This is a genomic window from Palleniella intestinalis (genome assembly GCF_013166595.1).
Classification (GTDB): domain Bacteria; phylum Bacteroidota; class Bacteroidia; order Bacteroidales; family Bacteroidaceae; genus Prevotella; species Prevotella intestinalis.
Genome location: NZ_JABKKG010000006.1, coordinates 119,382 through 141,853, shown reverse-complemented (window position 1 = coordinate 141,853; position 22,472 = coordinate 119,382). Strand labels below are relative to the sequence as shown.

The 22,472-nt window shown below is 45.3% G+C and carries 12 protein-coding genes; 10 read left to right on the top strand and 2 right to left on the bottom strand.

Annotation, left to right across the window (positions count from 1 at the left end):
* Positions 1-138 precede the first annotated feature (138 nt).
* The 9 genes from HPS57_RS09820 (at position 139) to HPS57_RS09780 (ending at position 17,763) form a co-directional block, all read left to right on the top strand.
* A complete protein-coding gene (locus HPS57_RS09820) occupies positions 139-3,336 on the top strand; it encodes a SusC/RagA family TonB-linked outer membrane protein (RefSeq protein WP_172182633.1) in 3,198 nt (1,065 codons plus the stop codon).
* A gap of 31 nt (positions 3,337-3,367) precedes the next feature.
* A complete protein-coding gene (locus HPS57_RS09815) occupies positions 3,368-5,029 on the top strand; it encodes a RagB/SusD family nutrient uptake outer membrane protein (protein ID WP_172182631.1) in 1,662 nt (553 codons plus the stop codon).
* Between the two features lie 672 nt (positions 5,030-5,701).
* Positions 5,702-9,019 (top strand): SusC/RagA family TonB-linked outer membrane protein, encoded by a 3,318-nt coding sequence (locus HPS57_RS09810; RefSeq protein ID WP_172182629.1) that lies wholly within the window; start codon positions 5,702-5,704, stop codon positions 9,017-9,019.
* 11 nt (positions 9,020-9,030) lie between these two features.
* Positions 9,031-10,602: a RagB/SusD family nutrient uptake outer membrane protein gene (locus HPS57_RS09805; protein ID WP_172182627.1), complete on the top strand. Its 1,572-nt coding sequence runs from the start codon at positions 9,031-9,033 to the stop codon at positions 10,600-10,602.
* A 33-nt stretch (positions 10,603-10,635) separates the two neighbouring features.
* Positions 10,636-11,562 carry a zinc-binding metallopeptidase gene (locus HPS57_RS09800; protein ID WP_172182626.1) on the top strand — a complete coding sequence of 309 codons (927 nt, stop codon included), beginning with the start codon at positions 10,636-10,638 and terminating at the stop codon, positions 11,560-11,562.
* A 56-nt stretch (positions 11,563-11,618) separates the two neighbouring features.
* Positions 11,619-12,899 (top strand): DUF4302 domain-containing protein, encoded by a 1,281-nt coding sequence (locus tag HPS57_RS09795; RefSeq protein WP_172182625.1) that lies wholly within the window; start codon positions 11,619-11,621, stop codon positions 12,897-12,899.
* 42 nt (positions 12,900-12,941) lie between these two features.
* Entirely contained in the window at positions 12,942-13,982 is a 1,041-nt protein-coding gene (locus HPS57_RS09790) for a BACON domain-containing protein (protein ID WP_172182624.1), read from the top strand.
* Positions 13,983-14,166: 184 nt separating this feature from the next.
* Positions 14,167-15,504: a hypothetical protein gene (locus HPS57_RS09785; protein WP_172182623.1), complete on the top strand. Its 1,338-nt coding sequence runs from the start codon at positions 14,167-14,169 to the stop codon at positions 15,502-15,504.
* A 114-nt stretch (positions 15,505-15,618) separates the two neighbouring features.
* Positions 15,619-17,763 (top strand): M6 family metalloprotease domain-containing protein, encoded by a 2,145-nt coding sequence (locus tag HPS57_RS09780; protein ID WP_172182622.1) that lies wholly within the window; start codon positions 15,619-15,621, stop codon positions 17,761-17,763.
* A gap of 168 nt (positions 17,764-17,931) precedes the next feature.
* Here the strand turns inward: HPS57_RS09780 and HPS57_RS09775 are convergent, their stop codons facing one another.
* Positions 17,932-19,266, bottom strand: a complete 1,335-nt coding sequence (locus HPS57_RS09775; protein WP_253946525.1) for a histidine-type phosphatase — start codon at positions 19,264-19,266, stop codon at positions 17,932-17,934.
* A 173-nt stretch (positions 19,267-19,439) separates the two neighbouring features.
* On the opposite strand from HPS57_RS09775, the gene HPS57_RS09770 reads away from it, so the two are divergent.
* Complete coding sequence (locus HPS57_RS09770; protein WP_172182621.1) at positions 19,440-20,630, top strand: esterase; 1,191 nt, start codon at positions 19,440-19,442, stop codon at positions 20,628-20,630.
* Positions 20,631-21,118: 488 nt separating this feature from the next.
* Here the strand turns inward: HPS57_RS09770 and HPS57_RS09765 are convergent, their stop codons facing one another.
* Positions 21,119-22,249 (bottom strand): AAA family ATPase, encoded by a 1,131-nt coding sequence (locus HPS57_RS09765; RefSeq protein ID WP_172182620.1) that lies wholly within the window; start codon positions 22,247-22,249, stop codon positions 21,119-21,121.
* Between the last annotated feature and the right edge of the window lie 223 nt (positions 22,250-22,472).

The window sequence follows — 22,472 nt, the reverse complement described above, 5'->3', positions numbered from 1 at the left end:
CCATGCTCCTCTTGCCACAGAGCGCAGCACCTTATTAAATACATGATGTCTCCGGCGCACCGCCCTGCATGTTCGGGCACGCCGGAAGTCGTGTCTGTGGCATTCATGAGACAATATTGTTTAACAAATATTTTATTTATGAAAAGAAAACTTACTTTAATTCTTGCCAGCATGTTCCTTTGCGTAGGGATAGCCCTGGCACAGACAGATGTTAGTGGCACTGTGGTGGCACAAGATGACGGTCAGCCTGTGATTGGCGCGACTGTCATGGTCTCCGGCACACAGGTCGGCACAGTGACAGATGCAGAAGGCAGATTCTCTTTGAAGATGCCTGAAGGAAAGAGTGTCCTCAGGGTTTCATACGTTGGTATGGAGACTATAGAGGTGGCTGCTTCCGGTTCACGCATGCTCATCAGGCTTAAGAATGATGCCAGCGCGATTGACGAAGTGGTTGTTGTGGCTTATGGTACAGCCAAGCGCCAGTCCATTACAGGCTCAGTGTCAGTGGTGGGTGAAGACAAGATAAAGGACCGCATTTCCACCTCTGTTACAGCTGCACTTGAAGGCTCTGCACCGGGCATACAGGTCAACAACACTTACGGTGAGCCTGGTTCTACTCCGAAGATTCGCATCCGTGGCATCGGTAGTCTTGTCGGCGGTGCTCAAGATCCACTCTATGTGGTTGACGGTGTGGTGTTCGAGGGAGACATTGCAGAACTCAACCCTAACGACATTGAGAACATGTCCATACTGAAGGATGCGTCTTCAGCAGCACTTTATGGTAACCGTGCAGCTAATGGTGTCATCCTCATCACTACAAAGAAGGGTAAAGGTCATGGTAAACCAAACATCTCGGTCAAGGTCAACCATGGTTTCTACACACGTGGTATTGCAGAATACGATCGTCTCGGTGCCAATGAGTGGATGGAGGCTTCATGGACAGCTATGAAGCATTTCGCCATGTCCGGTTCGCTTGGCTTGGACGATGCTGCTGCGCGCCAGTATGCCACACAGCATATTGTTACCGACTATGTGCAGCGCAACATTTATGACGGCAGCGCAACATCGTTGTTTGACGATAATGGAAAGCTCACAGCAAGCATTCTTCCTGGATATACAGACCTTGACTGGGCGAAGGACATAGAGCGTACCGGCCATCGTCAGGAGTACAATGTTGCGGGAAGCATGGCAGGCGAGAAATTCAATGTATATGCATCTGCAGGCTATTTGGATGAGGAAGGCTATGTCCGCGGCGTGGGATACGAGCGTTTCAACGGTCGTATAAACACTTTGTTCACTCCTAACAAGTGGATTAAGCTGGGTGTCAACCTCAATGGCACTTATGCTAACCATAGCTTCAATGATAATGCTGATGGCAATGCCTATGCAAATCCGTTCTACATAGTTCGCTATATGGCTCCTGTCTACCCATTGTTCTTGCACAATGCTGACGGCTCTTTCCTGCTTGACGAGTCCGGCAATGTGCAATATGACACACGCTCCTCTTATCTCAGCAACCGTAACGTTGCTTATGAGCTTGGTGTGGACGGTGACAAGCGCCGCCGCTCTGTTCTCAATGGTCAGGTGTTTGGAACATTCACCCTTCCTTACGGTTTCTCGTTTACATTGAGAGGTGACGGCACATATTCCACCACCAACCGTAAGAAATACAACAACCCTGAGATTGGCGATGGCGCTACAAACAATGGACGTCTGACAAACTATGCTTACCAGTACAATTACTATACTGCACAGGAACTTCTCAACTGGGAGCACGACTATGGTGTCAACCATATCGATGTCATGCTCGGTCATGAGAATTACAGTTGGAAGCGCAGCCTTACTTACGGCATGAATACAGGCATGGCTGTCAATGGTAATCTTACGATGGGTAACTTCCTTAACAACTCATTCTTGCAGGGGTATGATGACGAGTACAAGACAGAGTCTTATCTTGCTCGCCTGAGGTACAACTATGATGAGAAATATTATGCAGATTTCTCATTCCGTCGTGATGCTAGCTCCCGTTTCCATCCGGACAATCGTTGGGGTAACTTCTTCTCTTTCGGTCTCAACTGGAATGCTAAGAGGGAGAATTTCCTGAAGGACGTGAAATGGGTTGATGCTCTTCGCGTGCGTGCCTCTTACGGTGAGGTGGGCAATGATGCCGGTGTAGACCTTTATGGATATCAGGCTCTGTACACCATCGACAGTAACGGAGGTGAAGGCGCTTACATCAAGCAGAGCCTTGCTGCTAACGACATCAAGTGGGAGACCACCCAGACTTTGGACTTTGCTATCGAGGGACGTCTCTTTGACCGTTTGGATTTCAACATCGGTTATTTTGACAAGCGTTCCAAAGATTTGCTCTTCCAGGTGCGTCTGCCATTGTCTGCGGGCTCATTCCCTTATGTTGTGGAAGGTGACCCTATGAATATGACACAATATAAAAATATAGGAACAATCAGCAACCGTGGTTTCGAGATTTCGCTGAGTGGTGATGTCATCAGGACTAATGACTGGACCTGGACATTGTCTGCTGACGCTACATTCCTGAGCAACAAAATCAAGAAACTGCCTGGCGGCAAGGATATCCTGAACGGCCTGCGCCAATATTCTGAGGGACATGACGCTTACGAGTTCTACACTTACCACTTTGAGGGTGTCGACCAGATGACCGGTAACTCGCTTTACACTCTTAACGCTGACATGCGCGACAAGGCAGAGGCTAACGGTGCGCTTGTGGCTATCAATGGCACAGAGTACACAACCCAGACTGCTTTCGCCAAGAAGCAGTGGGCAGGCTCTGCACTGCCTAATGTGTATGGTTCCATCGGTTCAAAGCTTCGCTGGAAGGATTTGTCTCTCAACCTGCTCTTCACTTACAGCCATGGCGGTAAGGTCTATGACGGTTCTTATCAGTCGCTTATGTCTACAAGCTCGGCTTCTTCGGCTACTGCCAACCACGTAGATGTCCTTGGTTCTTGGAACGGTGTGCCGGAGGGAATGACAGAGACTTCTCCTGACCGCATCCTTGCTGATGGTATTCCTGTGCTTGATTTCAACCTCTCTACATATAACAATGATACGAGTGACCGTTGGCTGACAAGTGCTTCATACTTCATATTCAAGAATCTGTCGCTCTCTTACAATCTGCCGGCAAGCCTTATCAAGCCTCTTGGCATAGAAGGCGTTACAGTCACATTCGGTGCAGAGAACCTGTGGACATGCACTTCACGCAAGGGTCTCAACCCGCAGTACTCATTTAACGGAGGTTTTGACGACACTTATGTTACTGCACGTGTTGTCAATTTCGGATTGGCTGTTAATTTCTAACACAGAAATCTTTAATTTAAAAAGAATAGATATGAACAAATATATGAATAAAGTTTTTGCATTGGGCATGGTTGTCGGAGCATTGACGCTTGGCTCATGTTCGAGCGACTATCTTGATACAGACCCTACCGGTTCATTGAATGCTTCCGGTGCACTTCAGAACACTGATGAGGCTATGAAGTCACTCAACGGTATCGCCAAGTGTATGACAACACAGCAGTCTTATTTCGGTCAAGGCTTCTGTGGTGAGAATGCCATATACCGTCTTTATGAGAGCATGCCGAGCCAGAACTGGAACTATAATGTGTATGCTGCAGGATGGTCACCGCTGCATAATCAGGAGTTTCACATGAATACGAACAGCGTATATGACTCGTATGCATGGTACTATTATTATCAGCTGGTAGGACAGGCCAATACTATCATCGCAGGTATTGACAACGCAGAAGGTTCAGAAGCTGACCGTCAGTTTATAAAGGCTGCTGCACTCACTTTCCGTGCTTACAGCTTCGAGAAACTTGTACGTTACTATTGCTACCGCTGGCAGGACAGCAACAATGGCGCTTCACGTGGTATAGTGCTTCGCCTTGACGAGACGACCGGTGACCACAATGTTGCTACGCTTGCAGAAACTTATGCTCAGATTTACAAGGACTGCCAAGATGCCATCGCTTTGTTTAACGAGAGTGGTGTTGACCGTCCAAGTGGCAAGGTTTGGATTCCAAACGTGAATGTGGCTCATGCCGTTTATGCACGTGCAGCACTCAACCGCCAGGACTATGCCACAGCACTTGCCGAGGCTAAGGCTGCTCGTCAGGGGTATCCTCTTATGAGCAATGAGGACTATATGGCAGGCTTCTGCCGTCCTACAAGCGAGTGGATTATGGGCAGTTTTGGCGATGCCACAGAGAATACTTGGTATTGGAGCTATGGCACTCAGGATGCATGTAACGGATATTATGCCGCAGCAACACAGTGTGGTGCGGGAAGCATAGGCCATGAGCTTATTTCTCGCATTCCTAATGATGATGTGCGCAAGCAGAACTTTATCACAGAGGACAAGCTTGGCATAGACATCACCAAGCCTGGTACGCTGGATGGCACTTATGGATATATTGGATTGACATCCGATTTGTTGGGCATCGCTGATAAGGATGCTTACATGGCAGCTTATGAATTCGTGAATTCACGACAGATAAGTGGTCTGCCACCTGTTTACGAGTCAGAAATCTACCATATTGATGGACAATTGAAGTTCTGGGTGCTTGACTTGCCTGGTGTAAGTTATTTGCCGTTTATCCGTTCAAGTGAGATGTATCTTATCGAGGCAGAGGCAAACTATTTCCTCGGAGACATTCCGGCTGCACAGGCTTCACTTGTTGAGCTGAACACTGCAACCAACCGTACTCCGGGCTACACTTGCACTCTGACCGGTGAAGACCTCTTCAACGAGATAAAGGATTATCGTGAGGTTGAGCTTTGGGGCGAAGGCTTTGCCTGGAGTGACTACAAGCGTTGGAACATTCCTGTAGTGCGTCATAGTTTTGCACAGGGTGGCAATGCTCATGCTGCTGTTGCTATAACTGTAGCAGCCGACTCCGGCAACAAGTGGACTTGGGAGGTACCTCTTGCCGAGACAGAGTACAACGAAGCTTTCAAGAATGCTGATGCTACAGGGGCAACAATGAAATAAGTCTCTAGAGTTTAGTGGCACAATGACAGGTTGCTTTTAATAAGCAGCTTTATAGAAACAAGAGGCAGGAATGGATTCCGGATATTGTCCAATCCTTCCGGCCTTTTGTTTTTTTTATTCGTTTTGTGCTAATAGGTTGTAGGTTTGTGATTAAGGAAGCGAAGTTTTTTGTAACTTTGCAGAAGCTATAAAAGAGAGCGGAAATGATTGCGCATGCTGCCACTGTTAATGAATCTTTCACACTTCCGCATGATAAATTTCTACAAATGCTGCTTGTTGTTACAATGGCAGGGGAGTAGGGGCATGGAAAATAACATGTTGTTACTTTTTGCAGATTTTTTCTAATGAAATGACAATAAAAGGTTTTGTTTCTTGATATATATTAAAAAGAGCTCCTGTTGTACATTTATTATGCAAAGTTGACATTGTTTTGTAAAAAAATCGTTAACTTTGCATGAGAAAAAGTGCATTCGTGTGCTCATAAAGAAAGCAAAAAACGCATTTTTGCAGATTTTTGTGTTTCAGGATGCCATTATGGGTGGTGTTTGTGAGCCTGACATGCCGTGTTTGCACTAAATGAAATATATAAATATAAAATTAAGGTGTCCCGTCTCAAGGAGTAAACATCAGTTATTTCTGTGGGGAGCGATTTTGTTTAACTAAAATAATTTTATGAAAAGAAAACTTACTCTAATTCTTGCCGGCATGTTGCTCTGTGTAGGAGCAGCCTTGGCACAGACGAGGATTACAGGTGTCGTCGTTGAAGACGGCACTGATGAGCCTATTATTGGAGCCTCAGTCATGATTACGGGTACCAAGAAAGGTGTCATAACAGACATTAATGGTAATTTCACCATTGAAGTCCCGGCCAACAAAAAGTTGACATTCAGTTATATTGGTATGCAGCCAGTCACTCTTGCCGCAAAGTCGAATATGAAAGTGCTGATGAAGCCGGACAATACGACTATTGATGAGGTTGTTGTTACCGGTATGCAGAAGATGGACCGAAGAATGTTTACCGGTGCTGCTGACAAAGTGAAGGCTGAGGATGCTATGCTTGGCGGTGTTGCGGATATCAGTCGTTCTTTGGAAGGACATTCTGCCGGTGTGAGTGTGCAGAACGTTTCCGGTACATTTGGTACTGCGCCAAAAATCCGTGTCCGTGGTGCGACTTCTATTTACGGTTCTTCTAAACCGTTGTGGGTTGTTGACGGTGTGGTACTTGAGGATGTTACTGATATATCAGCGGATGACCTTTCGTCAGGTGATGCAGAGACTTTGATTTCCAGTGCGGTAGCAGGCTTGAACTCTGACGATATTGAGTCTTTCCAGATTTTGAAGGACGGTTCTGCTACTTCCATCTATGGTGCGCGCGCCATGGCCGGTGTGATTGTTGTCACAACTAAGAAGGGTAAGGCAGGTTCTGCCAATGTTAGTTATACAGGTGAGTTCACAACTCGTTTGATACCAACTTACAATGAGTTTAATATTCTGAACTCTCAGGATCAGATGGGTATATACCAAGAACTTGCTGACAAGGGATGGCTCAATATTTCAAACACTATCAACAGCTCGGATTATGGTGTCTATGGAAAGATGTATGAGCTTATCAACACCTATGACCCGGCAACAGGCTCTTATGGCTTGCTGAATACGACAGAGGCAAAGAATGCCTATCTTCGCAATGCAGAGATGAGGAATACCAACTGGTTTAAGCAGTTGTTCTCTTCTGCAATTTCTCAAAATCACTCTGTGAGCCTCAGTGGCGGAACAAAGAAGAGCAACTATTACGCTTCAATTTCTGCAATGGTAGACCCGGGATGGTATAAAGATTCCGAGCTTAACCGCTACACTGCCAACCTTAATGTCACACATCACATTATGGATGATTTGAGCATCAATATTATAGGTAGCGGCAGTTATCGTAAGCAGAAGGCTCCGGGAACCATCAGCCAGGATGTGGATGTTGTGTCCGGTAATGTGAAACGTGATTTTGACATCAACCCATATTCTTACGCCTTGAATTCATCACGTGCGCTTTCTCCAAATGAGTATTACCAGAGCAATTATGCTCCATTCAACATTATGCACGAACTTGAGACAAACTATATAGACCTTAACGTTGTTGACACAAAGTTCCAGGCAGAGTTGAAGTGGAAGCCTATCAAAGATTTGGAACTTTCTGCCCTTGGTGCCATCAAGTATGCTACAACATCTCAAGAACACAATGTGCTTGACTCTTCAAACCAAGCACTGGCTTACCGTGCCATGCAGACATTGAATGTGCGTGACGACAACAATTTGCTCTATACAGACCCTGATGATCCATATGCACTGCCTATCACTGTACTTCCGCAGGGTGGTCTGTATCAGCGTACTGATAACAGCATGCTTTCTTATGATTTCCGTGCGACTGCAAATTATAACCATACTTTTGCTAATACACATATTGTGAATTTCTTCGCCGGTACTGAGATCTCTTCAATAGAGCGAAGCCGCTCATGGTTTAATGGCGTCGGTATGCAGTTCGATTCTGGTGAGATACCGTTCTATGTGTATGAATTTTTCAAGAAAGCATCTGAGGAGAATACTGACTACTACACACTTTCGCATTCTCGTTACCGTAGTGCAGCCTTCTTCGGCAACCTTACCTATTCTTATAAGGGACGTTACAACCTGAATGGCACATTGCGCTATGAGGGTTCAAACCAGCTTGGACGCTCAAACAAGGCTCGCTGGCTGCCTACATGGAATATTTCCGGTTCTTGGAATGCTCATGAAGAGCCTTGGTTTCACGATGTGTTCAAGTCTGTGCTCTCTCACCTTACTCTTAAGGCCTCATACTCTCTGACTGCCGACCGTGGACCTACAGACTATACAAACTCTACTGCCATACTTAAGGCATACAACCCTTGGCGTCTCACATCTTCCGACCGCGAGTCCGGCATAGCTCTTGCTGAACTTGAAAACGCTGACCTCACTTACGAGAAGAAGCATGAGTTCAATTTTGGTTTCGATGCAGGTTTCCTGAACAACCGTATTAATTTGGCTGTAGATATATATTCACGTAACAACTATGACCTTATCGGCGCCATCGCCACACAAGGTATCGGAGGACAGATTATCCGTTATGGCAATACAGCATCCATGAAATCCCATGGTGAGGAGTTTACGCTCTCTACAACAAACATCCGAAACAAAGATTTCACTTGGCAGACGAACCTTATATTCTCACATACAAAGAATGAGGTTACAGACCTGATGTCACAGAACAGCGTGATAGGCTATATCACAGGTTCTGGTTTCGCCAAGGTTGGATATCCTGTACGCTCTCTCTTCTCAATTCCATTCATGGGGCTGGATGAGCAAGGTCTGCCAACATTCATTAATGAGAAAGGTGAGATAACTACCGATGACATCAATTTCCAAGAGCGTGACAATACAGAATATCTGAAATATGAGGGCTCTACAGACCCTACAGTCACAGGCTCTTTCGGCAACATCTTTACTTACAAGGGCTTTAAGTTGAATGTCTTCATCACTTATTCTTTTGGCAATGTTGTTCGTCTTGACCCGGTATTCTCCGCACGTTACAATGACCTCAGTTCAATGACCAAGGAATTCAAGAATCGTTGGATGGTTCCCGGTGACGAGAATCGTACCACAGTACCGACAATCGTCAGCTATCGTATGTACAGTGAGAATTCACAGATACGCTATGGCTACAATGCTTATAACTACTCTACTGAGCGTGTTGCCAAAGGTGACTTTATCCGTATGAAGGAAATCTCATTGTCATATGATTTCCCGAAGACTTGGTTCAGCGGCACTGTTCTTAACAACCTTTCGCTGAAGCTGCAGGGCACAAACCTCTTCCTCATTTATGCGGATAAGAAACTGAACGGCCAGGATCCTGAGTTCTTCCGCTCAGGTGGTGTATCGGCTCCAATGGCAAAACAGTTCACACTCACAATAAAAGCAGGATTCTAAAAACAAATACAATGGTAAAAGTAAATATAAAGAATTGTCTGGTGGCATTGGCATTGACTTCCGTTGTTTCATCATGTAATGGTTTCCTTGATGAACTGCCAGACAACCGTATGGAACTTGACAGCAAAGATGATGTCGCAAAGTTGCTCATCAGCGCCTATTCAACAGCATTCCCGGCATATCTTCTGGAAACATTCTCAGACAATACAGACGAATATGTTAAACCGGGCTGGACAGCCTACGACCGTTATCAGGAGGAGGCATGGAATTGGTCTGATATTACACAGGTGGGCAATGAGACTCCTCAGCATCTTTGGAACTCATATTATTCAGCGATAGCTTCTGCCAACCAAGCTCTGGAATACATGGATGGGCTTGATGCCGCAGCTCAGAAAGAGTACTCTTCACAATTGGGTGAGGCTCTGCTTTGCCGCTCCTATGCGATGTTCAAGATGTCTGAGGTTTTCTGTCAGGCTTATGACCCGGAACACGCTGCCACAGACCTCGGACTCCCTTATCCGCTGAAACCGGAGAAGACTATTGGTGAGAAATATGAGCGCGGTACACTTGCAGAACTGTATGAGAAGATTGATGCAGACTTGCAGCGCGGTCTCTCTTTGTGTGGTAACGAATATTCTTCACCTAAGTTCCACTTCACACAGAACGCAGCATATGCTTTTGCATGCCGCTTCTACCTTAACTACCGCAAATATGACAAAGCTGTGGAGTATGCTACAAAGGTGCTTGGCAGCAATCCTACATCAAAATTGCGTGATTGGGCTACGTTCAAAGGACTTTCTGCAAACGAGCAGATACAGCCAAACGATTATGTCGATGCACAGAAAAGCTGCAATATTTTACTCCTTCCTGTGGGTTCAATATGGGGTATATTGAGTGGTCCTTATTCTCTTGGACAGAAATACCGCCACGGTCAGTTTATCTCTGAAAAGGAAACGTTGGAGAGCAACGGTGTTTGGGGAACAAGTGACAAATCACTCGGAATCAATGTGTTCATCAATAACTCTTTGGCAGGACATTTCTTGCGTAACATTCCTTATGCATTTGAGTTCACCGATGTACAGGCTCAGACAGGCTACGCCCACTCTGTGTTCGTAGAGTTCAGCACAGACCGTCTGCTGATGGAGCGTGCAGAAGCTTATGCGCTCATGGGCAATTACGATGCTGCGATGGAAGACCTTAATGCTGAGTTGGCTGCTTTCTGGGTTTCCGGTAATAAGTATCTGACATTGGATGATGTTGTAAAGTTCTACAAGTCAGTCAAATATCACACTCCGGAGAAACCTACTGTGAAAAAAGCTTTCAACACCAGCATGGTCACAGACATGGAAGTGCAGGAGCCACTGTTGCAGTGTATTATGCATCTTACACGAATCCTTACAATGCACGAAGGTGAGCGTTTGCAGTATGTAAAGCGCTATGGCATAAAGATTCAGCGTCGCTCTCTTGACGGTGCACAGAACATCCTTCAGATTAAGGACGAAATGGATGCGCGCGACCCACGTTTGGCAATACAGCTGCCGGCTGATGTCATAACTTCGGGTATGGCTGCTAATCCAAGATGATCGTTCAATATTATTTAATCAAAGAATAGAAAAATGAACAAGAATATATTTAACATACTGGCTGCTGCCATGTTTGTACTCGGTCTTGCCTCCTGTTCTTCAGACGAACCGTCTGATGTAAGCATATTCCCTACGGACAAGCAACCGACAAATGAGTTTGACGAGTGGCTGCTACGCAATTTCACATATCCGTACAATGTGCAGGTTACTTACCGACTGAACGACATTGAAACTGATAACAACTACACAGTAGTGCCTGCAGATCAGGTGAAGGCTGCTAAGTTGGCAAAACTTGTCAAATACATGTGGTTTGACGCTTACGATGAGGTTGCAGGCCACGAATTTCTCAAGACCTATGCACCACGTATGATTATGATGGTAGGTTCAGGTATGTATCAAAGTCAGGGAACTGTAATTCTTGGTTATGCTACAGGCTCAATAAAAATTGCTTTGTGTAACGTCAACAACCTTGAAGATGAAACTTTCCGTGACATAGAAACACTCAACAGCTGGTATCTTTCCACGCTTCATCATGAGTTCCAGCACATTTTGAACCAAAAGGTTGCATATGACCGTGCTTTTGAGGCTATTTCCCAGGGTGATTATGTCAGTGGAAACTGGTATCAGATGAGGAATGAAGACTCTTATGATTCTGACGGCAACTTGGTTCAAGGCGCTTATTCTTTGGGTTTTGTACGCAACTATGCAATGCAGGAGGCTGCAGAGGATTTCGCAGAGACCATGTCTGACTATATTGTGTATACCGATGAGAAATTCGAATACATAAAGAAATGTGCAGGTGGTGCAAACTCTAAGGGATGGCTGAAGATACAGGAAAAGATAGACTTCATCCGCAACTACATGCAGTCTGCTTACAACATCAATATTGATGAGTTGCGTACTGTAGTTCAGCGTCGTGCCAAAGAGATTGACAAGCTGGATCTTGAACATCTTGATTAAAGATGCCGTAATATAGAATTAAAAAATAGGAATTTCATTTTTATAAAATAAGTGATATGAAAAAGATATTCAATTTGTTGGTTTTCGCTCTTGCGGCTCTCTCACTGCAGTCATGTTTGCATGACGATAATGAGATTTTTGATGTGCCGGCAGCAGAGCGCATCCAGCAGACTGTGGAGGAGGTTAAAAAGCAGCTGAAGTCTTCTCCTAACGGGTGGCATCTGCAATACTACACAGGGCAGAACTATTCCGGTGGCGGCTATAATGTATTCTTGCGTTTCAGTGACATGTATTGTGACGCTTCTGCTGACTACACTGATGCCGGCAAAGTGGCCAGCTCCACATGGGATGTGAAGAAAGACCAAGGTCCTGTTCTCTCTATAGATTCTTATAACGAGGTAATCCATGAGATGAGTAACCCTTCAAGTTCTGCTATAGATGGTGCTCAGGGTGATTATGAGTTCGTTGTGCAGAAAATGACCGATGATACAATATACCTTAAAGGTAAGAAATGGGGTAACCACATGGTGATGACTCGTGTTGCAGATGATGTGAATTGGAAGAACTATCTGGAGCAGTGTCAGTTGGTTAATGACAGTATCGGACGTAAATACACTACTCCGCAAGGTTCTGTATTGCTTGTGGACTATGACAATCACAGGCTTGGCATCGAAAGCGATGGCGTGGGCACAGCATACTGTCCAACTCCGTCAGGCATTGTATTCCCGGAAGCTTACACTATTGACGGTGTGCCGGTTAATAGCATCAGCTATAACCCAATCACATTGGTTATGCAGTCAGAGGAGTTGGGTGGAAACATTGCCGAGCAATCCATAACAAGTGTGGAATGGTTTCTTGCTTCACGGTGGTTCCTGACACAAGATGGTGCAGGCTCTGGAGCGATGACATACTTTAATTCGTTCAAGAATGCTGCAATGAACTTGAAAGGAGAAAAGGTTGGATATTTCGCTATCGGTGAAGTTTCAGAAGACATGTGGGGAGCTCTCATGAATTTCGGAACAAACGAGACAGGCTTTACTGCATGTGCCTTGGGCATGGAGTATGAAGTGCTTGGCGATAACCGTATAACGCTTACTATGGATGGTTCTCTTGCCGGTTCCGCCGATTACTGGAACGGACAACAAATTCAGCAGGAGATTATGAATCTTATATCCAACAAGTTCAGTGGACGCACATGGACATTGTCTGTGCCTTCAACAGAGTCAAAGCGCAAGCCACGCAAACTTATGCTGAAATATAACAACTCTACATATTTCTACATGTCAAAGGATTTTGTAACCTACCCTTTCAATCCTGAAGACAGAGTAGAAGAATAAATATAATGTAGGCAAACGAAACTACACTAAAACATATATACAATGAAAAGTTTGAAAATATTCGCTCTCATGCTCATTGCTGCAGCCTTTACGGCTTGTAGCAATGACGAAGGCAATGATTATATAATTAATGATGCCACCGTAAAGGTCATCTCGACGCAGACTTCAATAGGGGCAGCAGGAGGTGAAGGCAAGGTGGTTGTGGACAAGGCTGTGATGAAGGCGTACTCAGAACAGGATTGGCTCTCAGTTTCTGCTAATGGCAGTGAAGTCAGCTTCATTGCTCAGGAGAACATTGGTAGAGAGTCTCGTTGCGCAAATCTTGTCATCAAGTCAACGGAGACGGATTCTGTAATAGTTTCTGTATCACAGTATGGCATAATCTTCACTGCTGATAATGCAAAAGACATCAGCCTTTCAAATGTAGCATCTACAGCAACTATCCCTGTGGAGACAACCGGCAATCTGCGTGTTGTCAGTGCTCCGGAGTGGGTTAAAGCTACTGTTGTGGAAGACGGTATTAATTTGGACATTGAGGACAACACTACCGGCTCTGCTCGTTCCGGCTGGGTGGTTTTTGCAGCAGGCAACATAGAGGATAAAGTCAGTGTAAGCCAGTTTGACGCAACAGACGTGTTCGGCAAGTATATGCTCACTGCAGTTGATGCAACAACAGGCAAGGACATTGAGCCTATGGTGTGTGAGATTGACGCTAAGAGCCTTTCTCTGCCAGGCTTGGGGTTGAAAGCTACGGGAACATTCTCTGAGAGTGCATACACACTGTCCATAAAGAACGGAAACTATATGGGCACATATAATGGCACACGCATAAACGCTATGTTTACAACTGCGGATAAGACTTTGGTGTACAGTATTCTGTCATCTGCGCCAAAGGGTGATTTCGTATTCAAGTATGACTTGGAATCAGGAAAGTTCACTGCAAGTCTTAGTGGAACATACCGTGACTCCGCTTTAGAGTACATGTACCTTGAGAAGTTCAAGACATCATCAATCAATAAGAATGGTGACCTTGGCACACTCATGGCATTGAAAGATATCAAGCTCGTGGAAGTAAAAGAGTAATACGCAGCTTGCAAGCAAAGTTGCACATTAGCACAAGCGTTCTTTATATTCCGCAGCCCGTAGGAGGCTGACCGATATTGACATAACGATATAGTCATATTTTACGGGCTGCGGTTTTATAGAGACGCTTGCTTAGATAAGCAATTACAGTTCATTTATTTATAAACAATTTATTTTTTTTACAATGAGAAAATTGTACACAATTATTGCATTATGCATGAGTATCAGCATTTTTGCAATTGCAGGTACTCCTGTAACAAAGGCAACTGACGCCAAGGTTCAACAGACAGTATCACAGAAGACCGTTTTAAACACTTTCACAAAGTCTGTCAGTGTTAATGGTGTCTCTCTCAAAAAAGTTGAAGGTGCAAGTATGGCGGCTCAGGCAAAGGCACCTGCAGCTTTGGCTGATATAGTCGGCGTTTATGACTATACTTATTATAGCTACCTGAATAATGATGCCGGAGACCACAATTCAAAAGTGACAATTGAGATTGTAGATGAGACAGACGGCTTTGTTTCCTTGGATGGTCTTTATCCTGGAAGGAAAGTAGAAGGAATTTATGATGCAGAAAGTGGTGTGTTGACAATTCCATCCCAAAAACTGTTCACAAATACACATTATGAAGAAGATGTTTATTTATGTATTGGACAGTGGGATAAAGAAGGTAAGAACCCTGTTCCATCTTCTGCTGATTTCATTTTGGAATATGCAAACAATGGTTTTGCTCAGGTTTCTGAGAATGAAAACGGTTATGTTTCTTTGGCTGCTACTTTGGAGTCATGGTTAGACAATCCGAATTATGAGGGTTGGTTTTTCCTCTCTGATGTAATGAATCTAACCAAACAAGTACCTGCAGAATGGAGTGTTATTGGTACAGCACAGTTCTTGGATGGTAGCATGTTTGCAGGCGTTTTTGGAGCTACAGCTACAGCACCTTCTACTGTAAATGTTGAGAAGGACGCTGCTGTCAAAGGTCGTTATCGCTTGGTTGGACCATGGAACGAACTTTTTGGAGAAGAACTTCCAAACTCATATCTTGAATTCAACTGTGCAAACGTTGAGAATGTTGTCATACCAGAACAGAAGACAGGTTTAGGCGACAGAGACTGGGGTGCAGCTTTTGTTCAAAACTACAGTGGCATGTTTGAAGCTATGGGAAGAGAGCCTTCATATTATTTGCCACTTCTTATCGCAAACAACTTGCTGAATAAGTTGGTTGACAATAAGATTACAATACCTGTAGGAACGGCATTTACGACCTTTGAGAATCAACCAGACCCAGATAATATATTTTACATCACAGCTGAAAAGGGTGGTGTGGACAGCTACATTGTTCTTGACGAGAGTGTAATGAAGGACATCAAGGAAGCAGGCATTGGTACCGGTGTTGATGCTATTGTTACAACAACAGCTGATGCAAACGGCAAGGCTTACAATGTAATGGGACAGCAGGTTAATGCTGCAAATGCTAAGGGTATCATTATCAAGAATGGCAAGAAGTTCATTACGAACAAATAATAATTCTCATATTATAGAGAACAATTAACGGTAGTCGGGGCTCTTATGGGCCTCGACTATTTTGCCTTTTGAATATTTGGGATTATATTGTTGACAAAAAAGAATGATAACCTGATGAGGAAGATAATTCTAACAATGTCTGCACTCGCGCTATCAGCAATGATGTGGGCTGTGCCTGCAAAGCGCGGAATATGGAAGACTGTAAAACTTGCCGATGGCAAGGAGGTTCGCGTAGAACTGCATGGCGATGAGCATCTGAGCTTCTGGCAGGCGGAAAACGGAGTAAGATATGTAAAGTCAGCCGAGAAAAACAGCTATGTTCTTGCGGATATGGCTACATTACAGAGACAAGCAAGCAAAAGTCGTGCCATGGCTCCATTGCGCTCGCCTGAAAAAGTAGGTATCGGTGGCAACCACCTGGCATTTATAGGCAAGAAGAAAGGACTTATAATACTTGCCGAATTTACTGACAAGAAATTTGCTGACGGTCATGATGCTGCCTATTATACGGCACTTGCCAATGCTGAAAATTTCACTCATCCTGATGGTCATCAAGGTTCTGTCCATGACTACTACATGGATCAGAGTGAGGGACAGTTTGACCTCACATTCGATGTTATAGGTCCGATACAACTCAGCCACAACATGGCTTACTATGGAGCACATTCTGATGGCAGTAGTGATATCCGACCTCGTGAAATGGTTGTGGAGGCGGTACGTGGCGCAGCTTCTCAGATAAAATCGTTTGCCGACTACGATTGGTTTGGCGACGGATATGTTGACCAAGTGTTTGTCATTTATGCCGGCTATGGCGAAGCAAGTGGCGGTGATGAGAATACGATATGGCCACACCGCTGGTCATTATATGACAAGGCTTTTTATATGGGAGGAAAAGTTATTAATGACTATGCTTGTGCCAACGAACTTGTACCATTGTTTGATAAAGGTCAGATAGTAAGCGAACGGGTTATGGGAATAGGCACTATTTGCCATGAGTTCAGCCATTGTCTCGGACTTCCCGACCTTTATGACACAGCGTATACCGGTAATTATGGCATGGGCAATTGGGATGTGATGGACCAAGGAAGCTATAATGGCAATGGTGTTGGCAATCGCCCTTGTGCTTATAGTGGCTATGAACGTAATTTCTGTGGCTGGAAAGAGCCAATAGTGCTTACAGAAGATACTGAGGTAAAAAACCTGAAAGGCATAAGTGAAGGTGGTGACTACTATATTGTAAGGAATGATGCTTATGAAAATGAGTATTATATTCTTGAAAACCGCAGTAATACCGGCTGGGATGATGCACAATATGGTTCCGGATTACTTATAACATATATAGACTTTGACCAGAATATTTGGGCGAGAAATGCTGTGAACACTACAGTGGGGAGTGGCAACGACCATCAGCGTTACACACCATTCCTTGCCGATAACAGTACTGCTGCAAATTCTGCCAACGCTATTGCCGGCGATTTGTATCCGTATAAGAACAACAACGAACTTACCAGTGTATCTATGCCTGCAGCTACATTATATCATGCAAATGTGGACGGCTCTAAGTTCATGAACAAGCCGATTACCAATATTACAAGGAATGCAGATGGCACAGTGTCGTTTAGGTTCAGAGCTACTGAAGAGGAAGAACCTCCACTTCCTCTTCCGGAAGGAGTATTCTTTAAGGAAACATTTGACAAGTGTGCCGGTATTGGTGGCAACGACGGTGATTGGAATCCGACGGCATCAGAACTCAGCACTTTCCAGCCAGATAATAGAGGGTGGATTTGCTCTGTCAGCAATGGTGCAAATAAATGTGCTGTTATAGGCACGAACTCAGGGACAGAAGAGGGGACGGCAATAACTCCTGCATTTACAATAACAGAAGAAGCCGAGTTGACATTCAATACAGGTTATATAACTCTTGCGGGAAGCAAGATAACGCTTAGTGTGGTTAGCGGAAATGTTACTTTGTCGGATACAGAGTTCACAATGGAGAAGAATAAGTGGAATACGATGAAGACAACTGTTTCCGCTCCAAGCTATCCTGTGAAATGTAAGATAAAGTTCGCTGTAAATCGTCGCCGCTTCTTCCTTGACGAGGTGTTGGTAAAGGAAAATGTTAACACAGGTATCATGGAATTTCCTTGCGCACCATCCTCTTCGAAGGCAGAAGATGCCGTGTATAATCTCTCCGGACAGCGTGTCGGCAATGATTATCGTGGCATAAGAATCGTGAATGGCAGGAAGGTGGTAAGATAAGTGAACAGGAGTAACTGTTGTATACGGCTTCATGTGGTATCTTATATTAGCGCAAGTTAATGCGCAACAGTTACTTCTGCTGATTTTTGTATACATTAATGGCGGCTGGCAATCAACTTGTCAGCCGCCATTAATGGTTTTAATCCCAAGTGGAATGTTCGGTTTGGGTTAATATTTCACTTTCTTGAAGTCGTTGAGTTTCTTTGTGTAATAGGCTTTTACGTCATTCCAGCGGTAGTAGGGCCATGTGTTGGTAGGGATAGGCAGGCGCGCCTCGTTCTCGTTGCGGAGGACTTTGACGAGGATGTCCTTGCCACGGCTGTCCTTTCCGCCGGTGCCGGCTTTGGCTCCTTTGCTGCGGTAGAATACGAATTGGATGTTGCATGCCATGGGGAAGATACGGTAGTCGCACCATTCCTGCTCTGCAAGGGTGTTGAGGTCGAGGATGTCACGGTTGGTGTTGTCCAGTTCGAGGAGACAGGTGAGCGGCATGACCATTGTGTCGTGACCATAACGCAGTGTCGCTCCGCAGTTGTCAAGCATGAGGCAGGAGTCCGCTTCGCTGATGATTTTGGTGAGGAGGTTGCGCTGTGAGTAAGGCTGGAGGCCTCGGCTGTAGCTTGACGGACCGTAGGTGAGGTACCAGAAAGCGTTCTTTGTCTGCCAGAGGTCGTAAAGTTCCTGTTGTGTGAAGTAGCCGGTCATGTTCAGTTTGTGGCGTATTTCGGAGCTTTGCACGTTCATGGCGAGTTTGTAGATGTTGTGCATCAGTGAGTTAGCCTTAATGGAATCTCTCCAGTACGTCTCTGAGGAGAACAGTTCCTTCATTAGACGTTCAGGATGAGTGTGGCTCTTTTCGAACGCTGTGCCTACGGAGTCCATGGCAGCTTTCTTGTATTTGTAGACATCGTCAGCGTTTTGGTTCATGTAGTACATGTCATGATGTGACGCGTCATGTGTGATTTCGAGCTGCGGGTTCATGCCTTTCAGTTGCAGCAGTGCATTCTCCATGGAGAGTATACAGCGTATGACGATGGTTGATTTTGCGTCTATGTGTGTCTTCTTGCCAAATATTTCGGGGAAATTACGGTACATGCGCTCTGCAATCTGTCTGTGCTGCAATGCGCCGAGCTGTGTCAGTTCGCCGTCACGTCCGGCAGCCTCGTCCTTGAGCATCTTCACCTGTTGCAGGAGTGTTTTGCCTTTGGCTGTCAGCACGTTGGCAGAGTCGGCATGCTGAAGGAGACTGTAGACGTGTGTATAGACAGTGCCGATATGGTAGCGGCTGCCATGCCTGCCGTAGTGGCTGAGGTAGACTGGCTCATAGCCTTTAGGCGCAGGTGTCAGCGAACCTTTCGGTCCCGGGTAAGCCACGTAGTTGGAACCGGCGAGATAGGCATCGCGTTTGAAATCGTCCTTGCATGTCTGTGCTGTGGCAAGGCTGCCAAGTCCTGCGGATTGCAGGGCGAGGAGGGTAATGAGGGCAAATGATTTTAGTTTCATATTGTTGTGTTTTGATTTGTTTTTTCTTTTGCAAAGGTAGTAATAAGAAATTGAAAAAGCAAATTTTCCCCCTCTGAAGATTTCAATGGGAGATAAAACTTTTTCCGCAGAAGTTGTTGTTTTTCAGGAATAATATGTAAATTTGCACTTGATGACTAAAACCAACCAGTGATATGAGAAAGATTGTTCTTGCGATGGCGATGTCCGTTTGCAGTGTTTGTGTGATGGCGCAGCAGGCCATTTGGTGTGTTCCCCAATTCAAGTCTCCGGAAGTAAATGCCGACAAGACGGTGACTTTCCGATTCGTTGCTCCCGATGCCAAGGAGGTCAAGGTGACGGGAGATTTCCTTACGGTGGAGAAAGTCAAGACACCTTACGGTGAGTTTGAAGCCCCGGGAAGTGCACTGTTGACCAAGGACGACAAAGGAATGTGGACATTCACGACCTCTGTTTTGTCTCCCGAACTGTACAGTTATTCGTTCATCGTTGACGGGTTGAAGACCACAGACCCTATGAATGTTTTCGTAATCCGTGACACAGGCACTTTGACAAACATCTTCCTTGTCGATGGCGGTTATGCCGATTTGTACAAAGTCAATAAAGTTCCGCACGGCACAGTAAGTAAGGTGTGGTACAATAGCCCTTCCCTTGGTATGGACCGCCGCCTTACAGTCTACACTCCGGCAGGATACAATGAAGGGAAGAGGGCATATCCCGTCTTCTATCTGCTCCACGGCATGGGCGGCGATGAGAACGCTTGGACAGAACTTGGGCGTGCTGCGCAAATCCTTGACAACCTTATTGCTCAGGGCAAGGCAGAGCCGATGATTGTCGTGATGACCAATGGCAATGCTGCCCTTGAAGCAGCTCCGGGCGAAGGAACTACAGGTTTCACGCCTCCGACGATACAGTTGCCAAAGACCATGGACGGTTCTTTCGAGACCTCTTTCCCTGAGATTGTACGATTCATAGACAGCAACTACCGCACGAAAGCAGACAAGGCACATCGTGCCATTGCCGGTCTTTCGATGGGAGGATTCCACTCCCTGCATATCTCCAAGGAATATCCGGACATGTTTGACTATGTCGGACTGTTTTCAGCCGTGATAATGCCGGACAAAGGTGTGGCATCTCCGATTTATGACAATATGGAGCAGAAACTCGCCCGGCAGTTCTCCAAAGCCCCGAAGCTCTATTGGATAGCCATCGGCGACAAGGATTTCCTGTATAAGGCAAACGTGGACTACCGCAAGTTACTTGACGGCAAAGGCATCAAGTATGTCTACCGTGAATCCACTGACGGGCATATCTGGAAGAACTGGAGGATATATCTCTCAGAGTTTGTCCCCAAACTGTTCAGGTAATCCTCTAAGTAACTATATATTTTTTTTAGTATAAATTATAGTAAGAAAGAATAGATTTACGAAAATATGCAAGTGCATGGCTCATGGTTTTCCAATTACCCAATGATTGCGTTTTTGTATAATTCCATGTTCTACAGTAACTGCTGTCGTGCAAAGTGTGGCGGAGCCACAGTCTTTACGGTAACCACGGACTTCAGCCCTGCGGGTAGGGAATAGTCCATACATAACGTGTGGCAGCGCCACACTCCTTTATGGTTCATCTTCGCACAAGCGTATGAAAGTGGCTTGTTGAGGTTCGTGCTGTGTGTTCGGCATAAAGGAGTGTGGTTCCACCACACAGCGTTTGAGTTTCTTTACAGTCCTCACGGCTAAAGCCGGAGGTTACCGTAAGGGCTGTGGTTCCGCCAAACTTTGCATGGAAATGTTGGCAATAAGGCATGAGTATTTTCGCAAATCAATTATGTTTTATTGTAATTTCCAACAGCTACTTATCCGCAATAAACCTCTTTGAACCATATGCGGAACAGCGGGTCTTGGAATTCCGCTCTTCTGCCATGGATGTCGATGATGTCCTGCATGGAAAGAATCCGTTTGTTCTTTGTCACGCTGGCAGAAGAGCCGAGCCTGTACCGCTTCACTACGGCTGATGACGACAGTTGTGTCTCATCAGCCGCTATGGCGCGCAGCAGATTGAGTTGGGTTTCCGGCAAGTTCTCGCATGTCTTGCGATAAGAGTCGGAATTGACATCCACGCACCATTCCAATGCCTTCTTGAAGGCTGCCGTGTCAGTTTCCTGCCCCGTGAAGTTCCATACGGCGCTTGACAACTGCTGTACATACCACGAGTGGCGGTCGACAGTGTCAACGATTTTTTCTGCCAATGCTTCGTCTATGCTTTTCCCGGTGGCGGAAAATCTGTCTATGATATACTTTTTCCAGTCATTTCCCTCTATTTTCTTCAGGTTGTAGACTTGTCCGAAGCGGAAGAAGGGCTTTTCTGTGGAATTGAATATTTCTTCCATCATGTGGCGTTGGCTGCCGTACAGGCAGTAAGCGACATGTTGCTGATGTTGCCATACACTGCGCATCATGCTTTCGAGGCGGGCGTAGTCGCTCAGCCGTGCCAGTTGCTGGAACTCGTCTATGCACACGATTACCTGCATGCCACGTTCTTTTGCCATCATTTCCGGCAGGTTGAGGACTTCTGATTCATCATTCCCGTTCCCGCTAATGTCCAAGGATATGGAGAATTCGCTCATCGGTTCAGGGCTGAATGATATTTTGGGAGAGACGCTTTTCAGGAACTTTCCAATGGAGTTTATGGCACTTTGGACTTGTGAACAGGTGGCGTTCAGCACCTTTTGAGCGAAAATCTTGTAGAATTCCGCCGATGAGGTTATTGGGAAAGCATCAATGTAGCACACTCTGACATCCTTCTGTTCGTTACAGAGTTCCGACATTGCTTGCTTCACAACAGAGGATTTTCCCCAGCGGCGCGGCGAGACAAGTATCACATTTGTACCAGAATACAATGTCTGCTTAAGGAACATTCTGTCAATGTCCCTGTCGATGAAATTCTCTTTCTCGGCAACTTTGCCGTATTGGAATGGGTTTTTCATATAAGAAATTTTTATGCAAAGATACTGATTTTACTGTTTAGTAAGTTACCTTTTGGTAAGATTGTTTTGCGTAAGCCTGCTTTTTTAACAGTAATTGTGAGTTTTGGACATGTTTTGCTGTTGTTTTTCAGGCAACTATTTGTGTAATGCTACTTATTCTGCGGTGTCCTTTTTAAGCTATATGATTATGTCCAAGTTTTCAAATGCTCTGTTTATCATAATG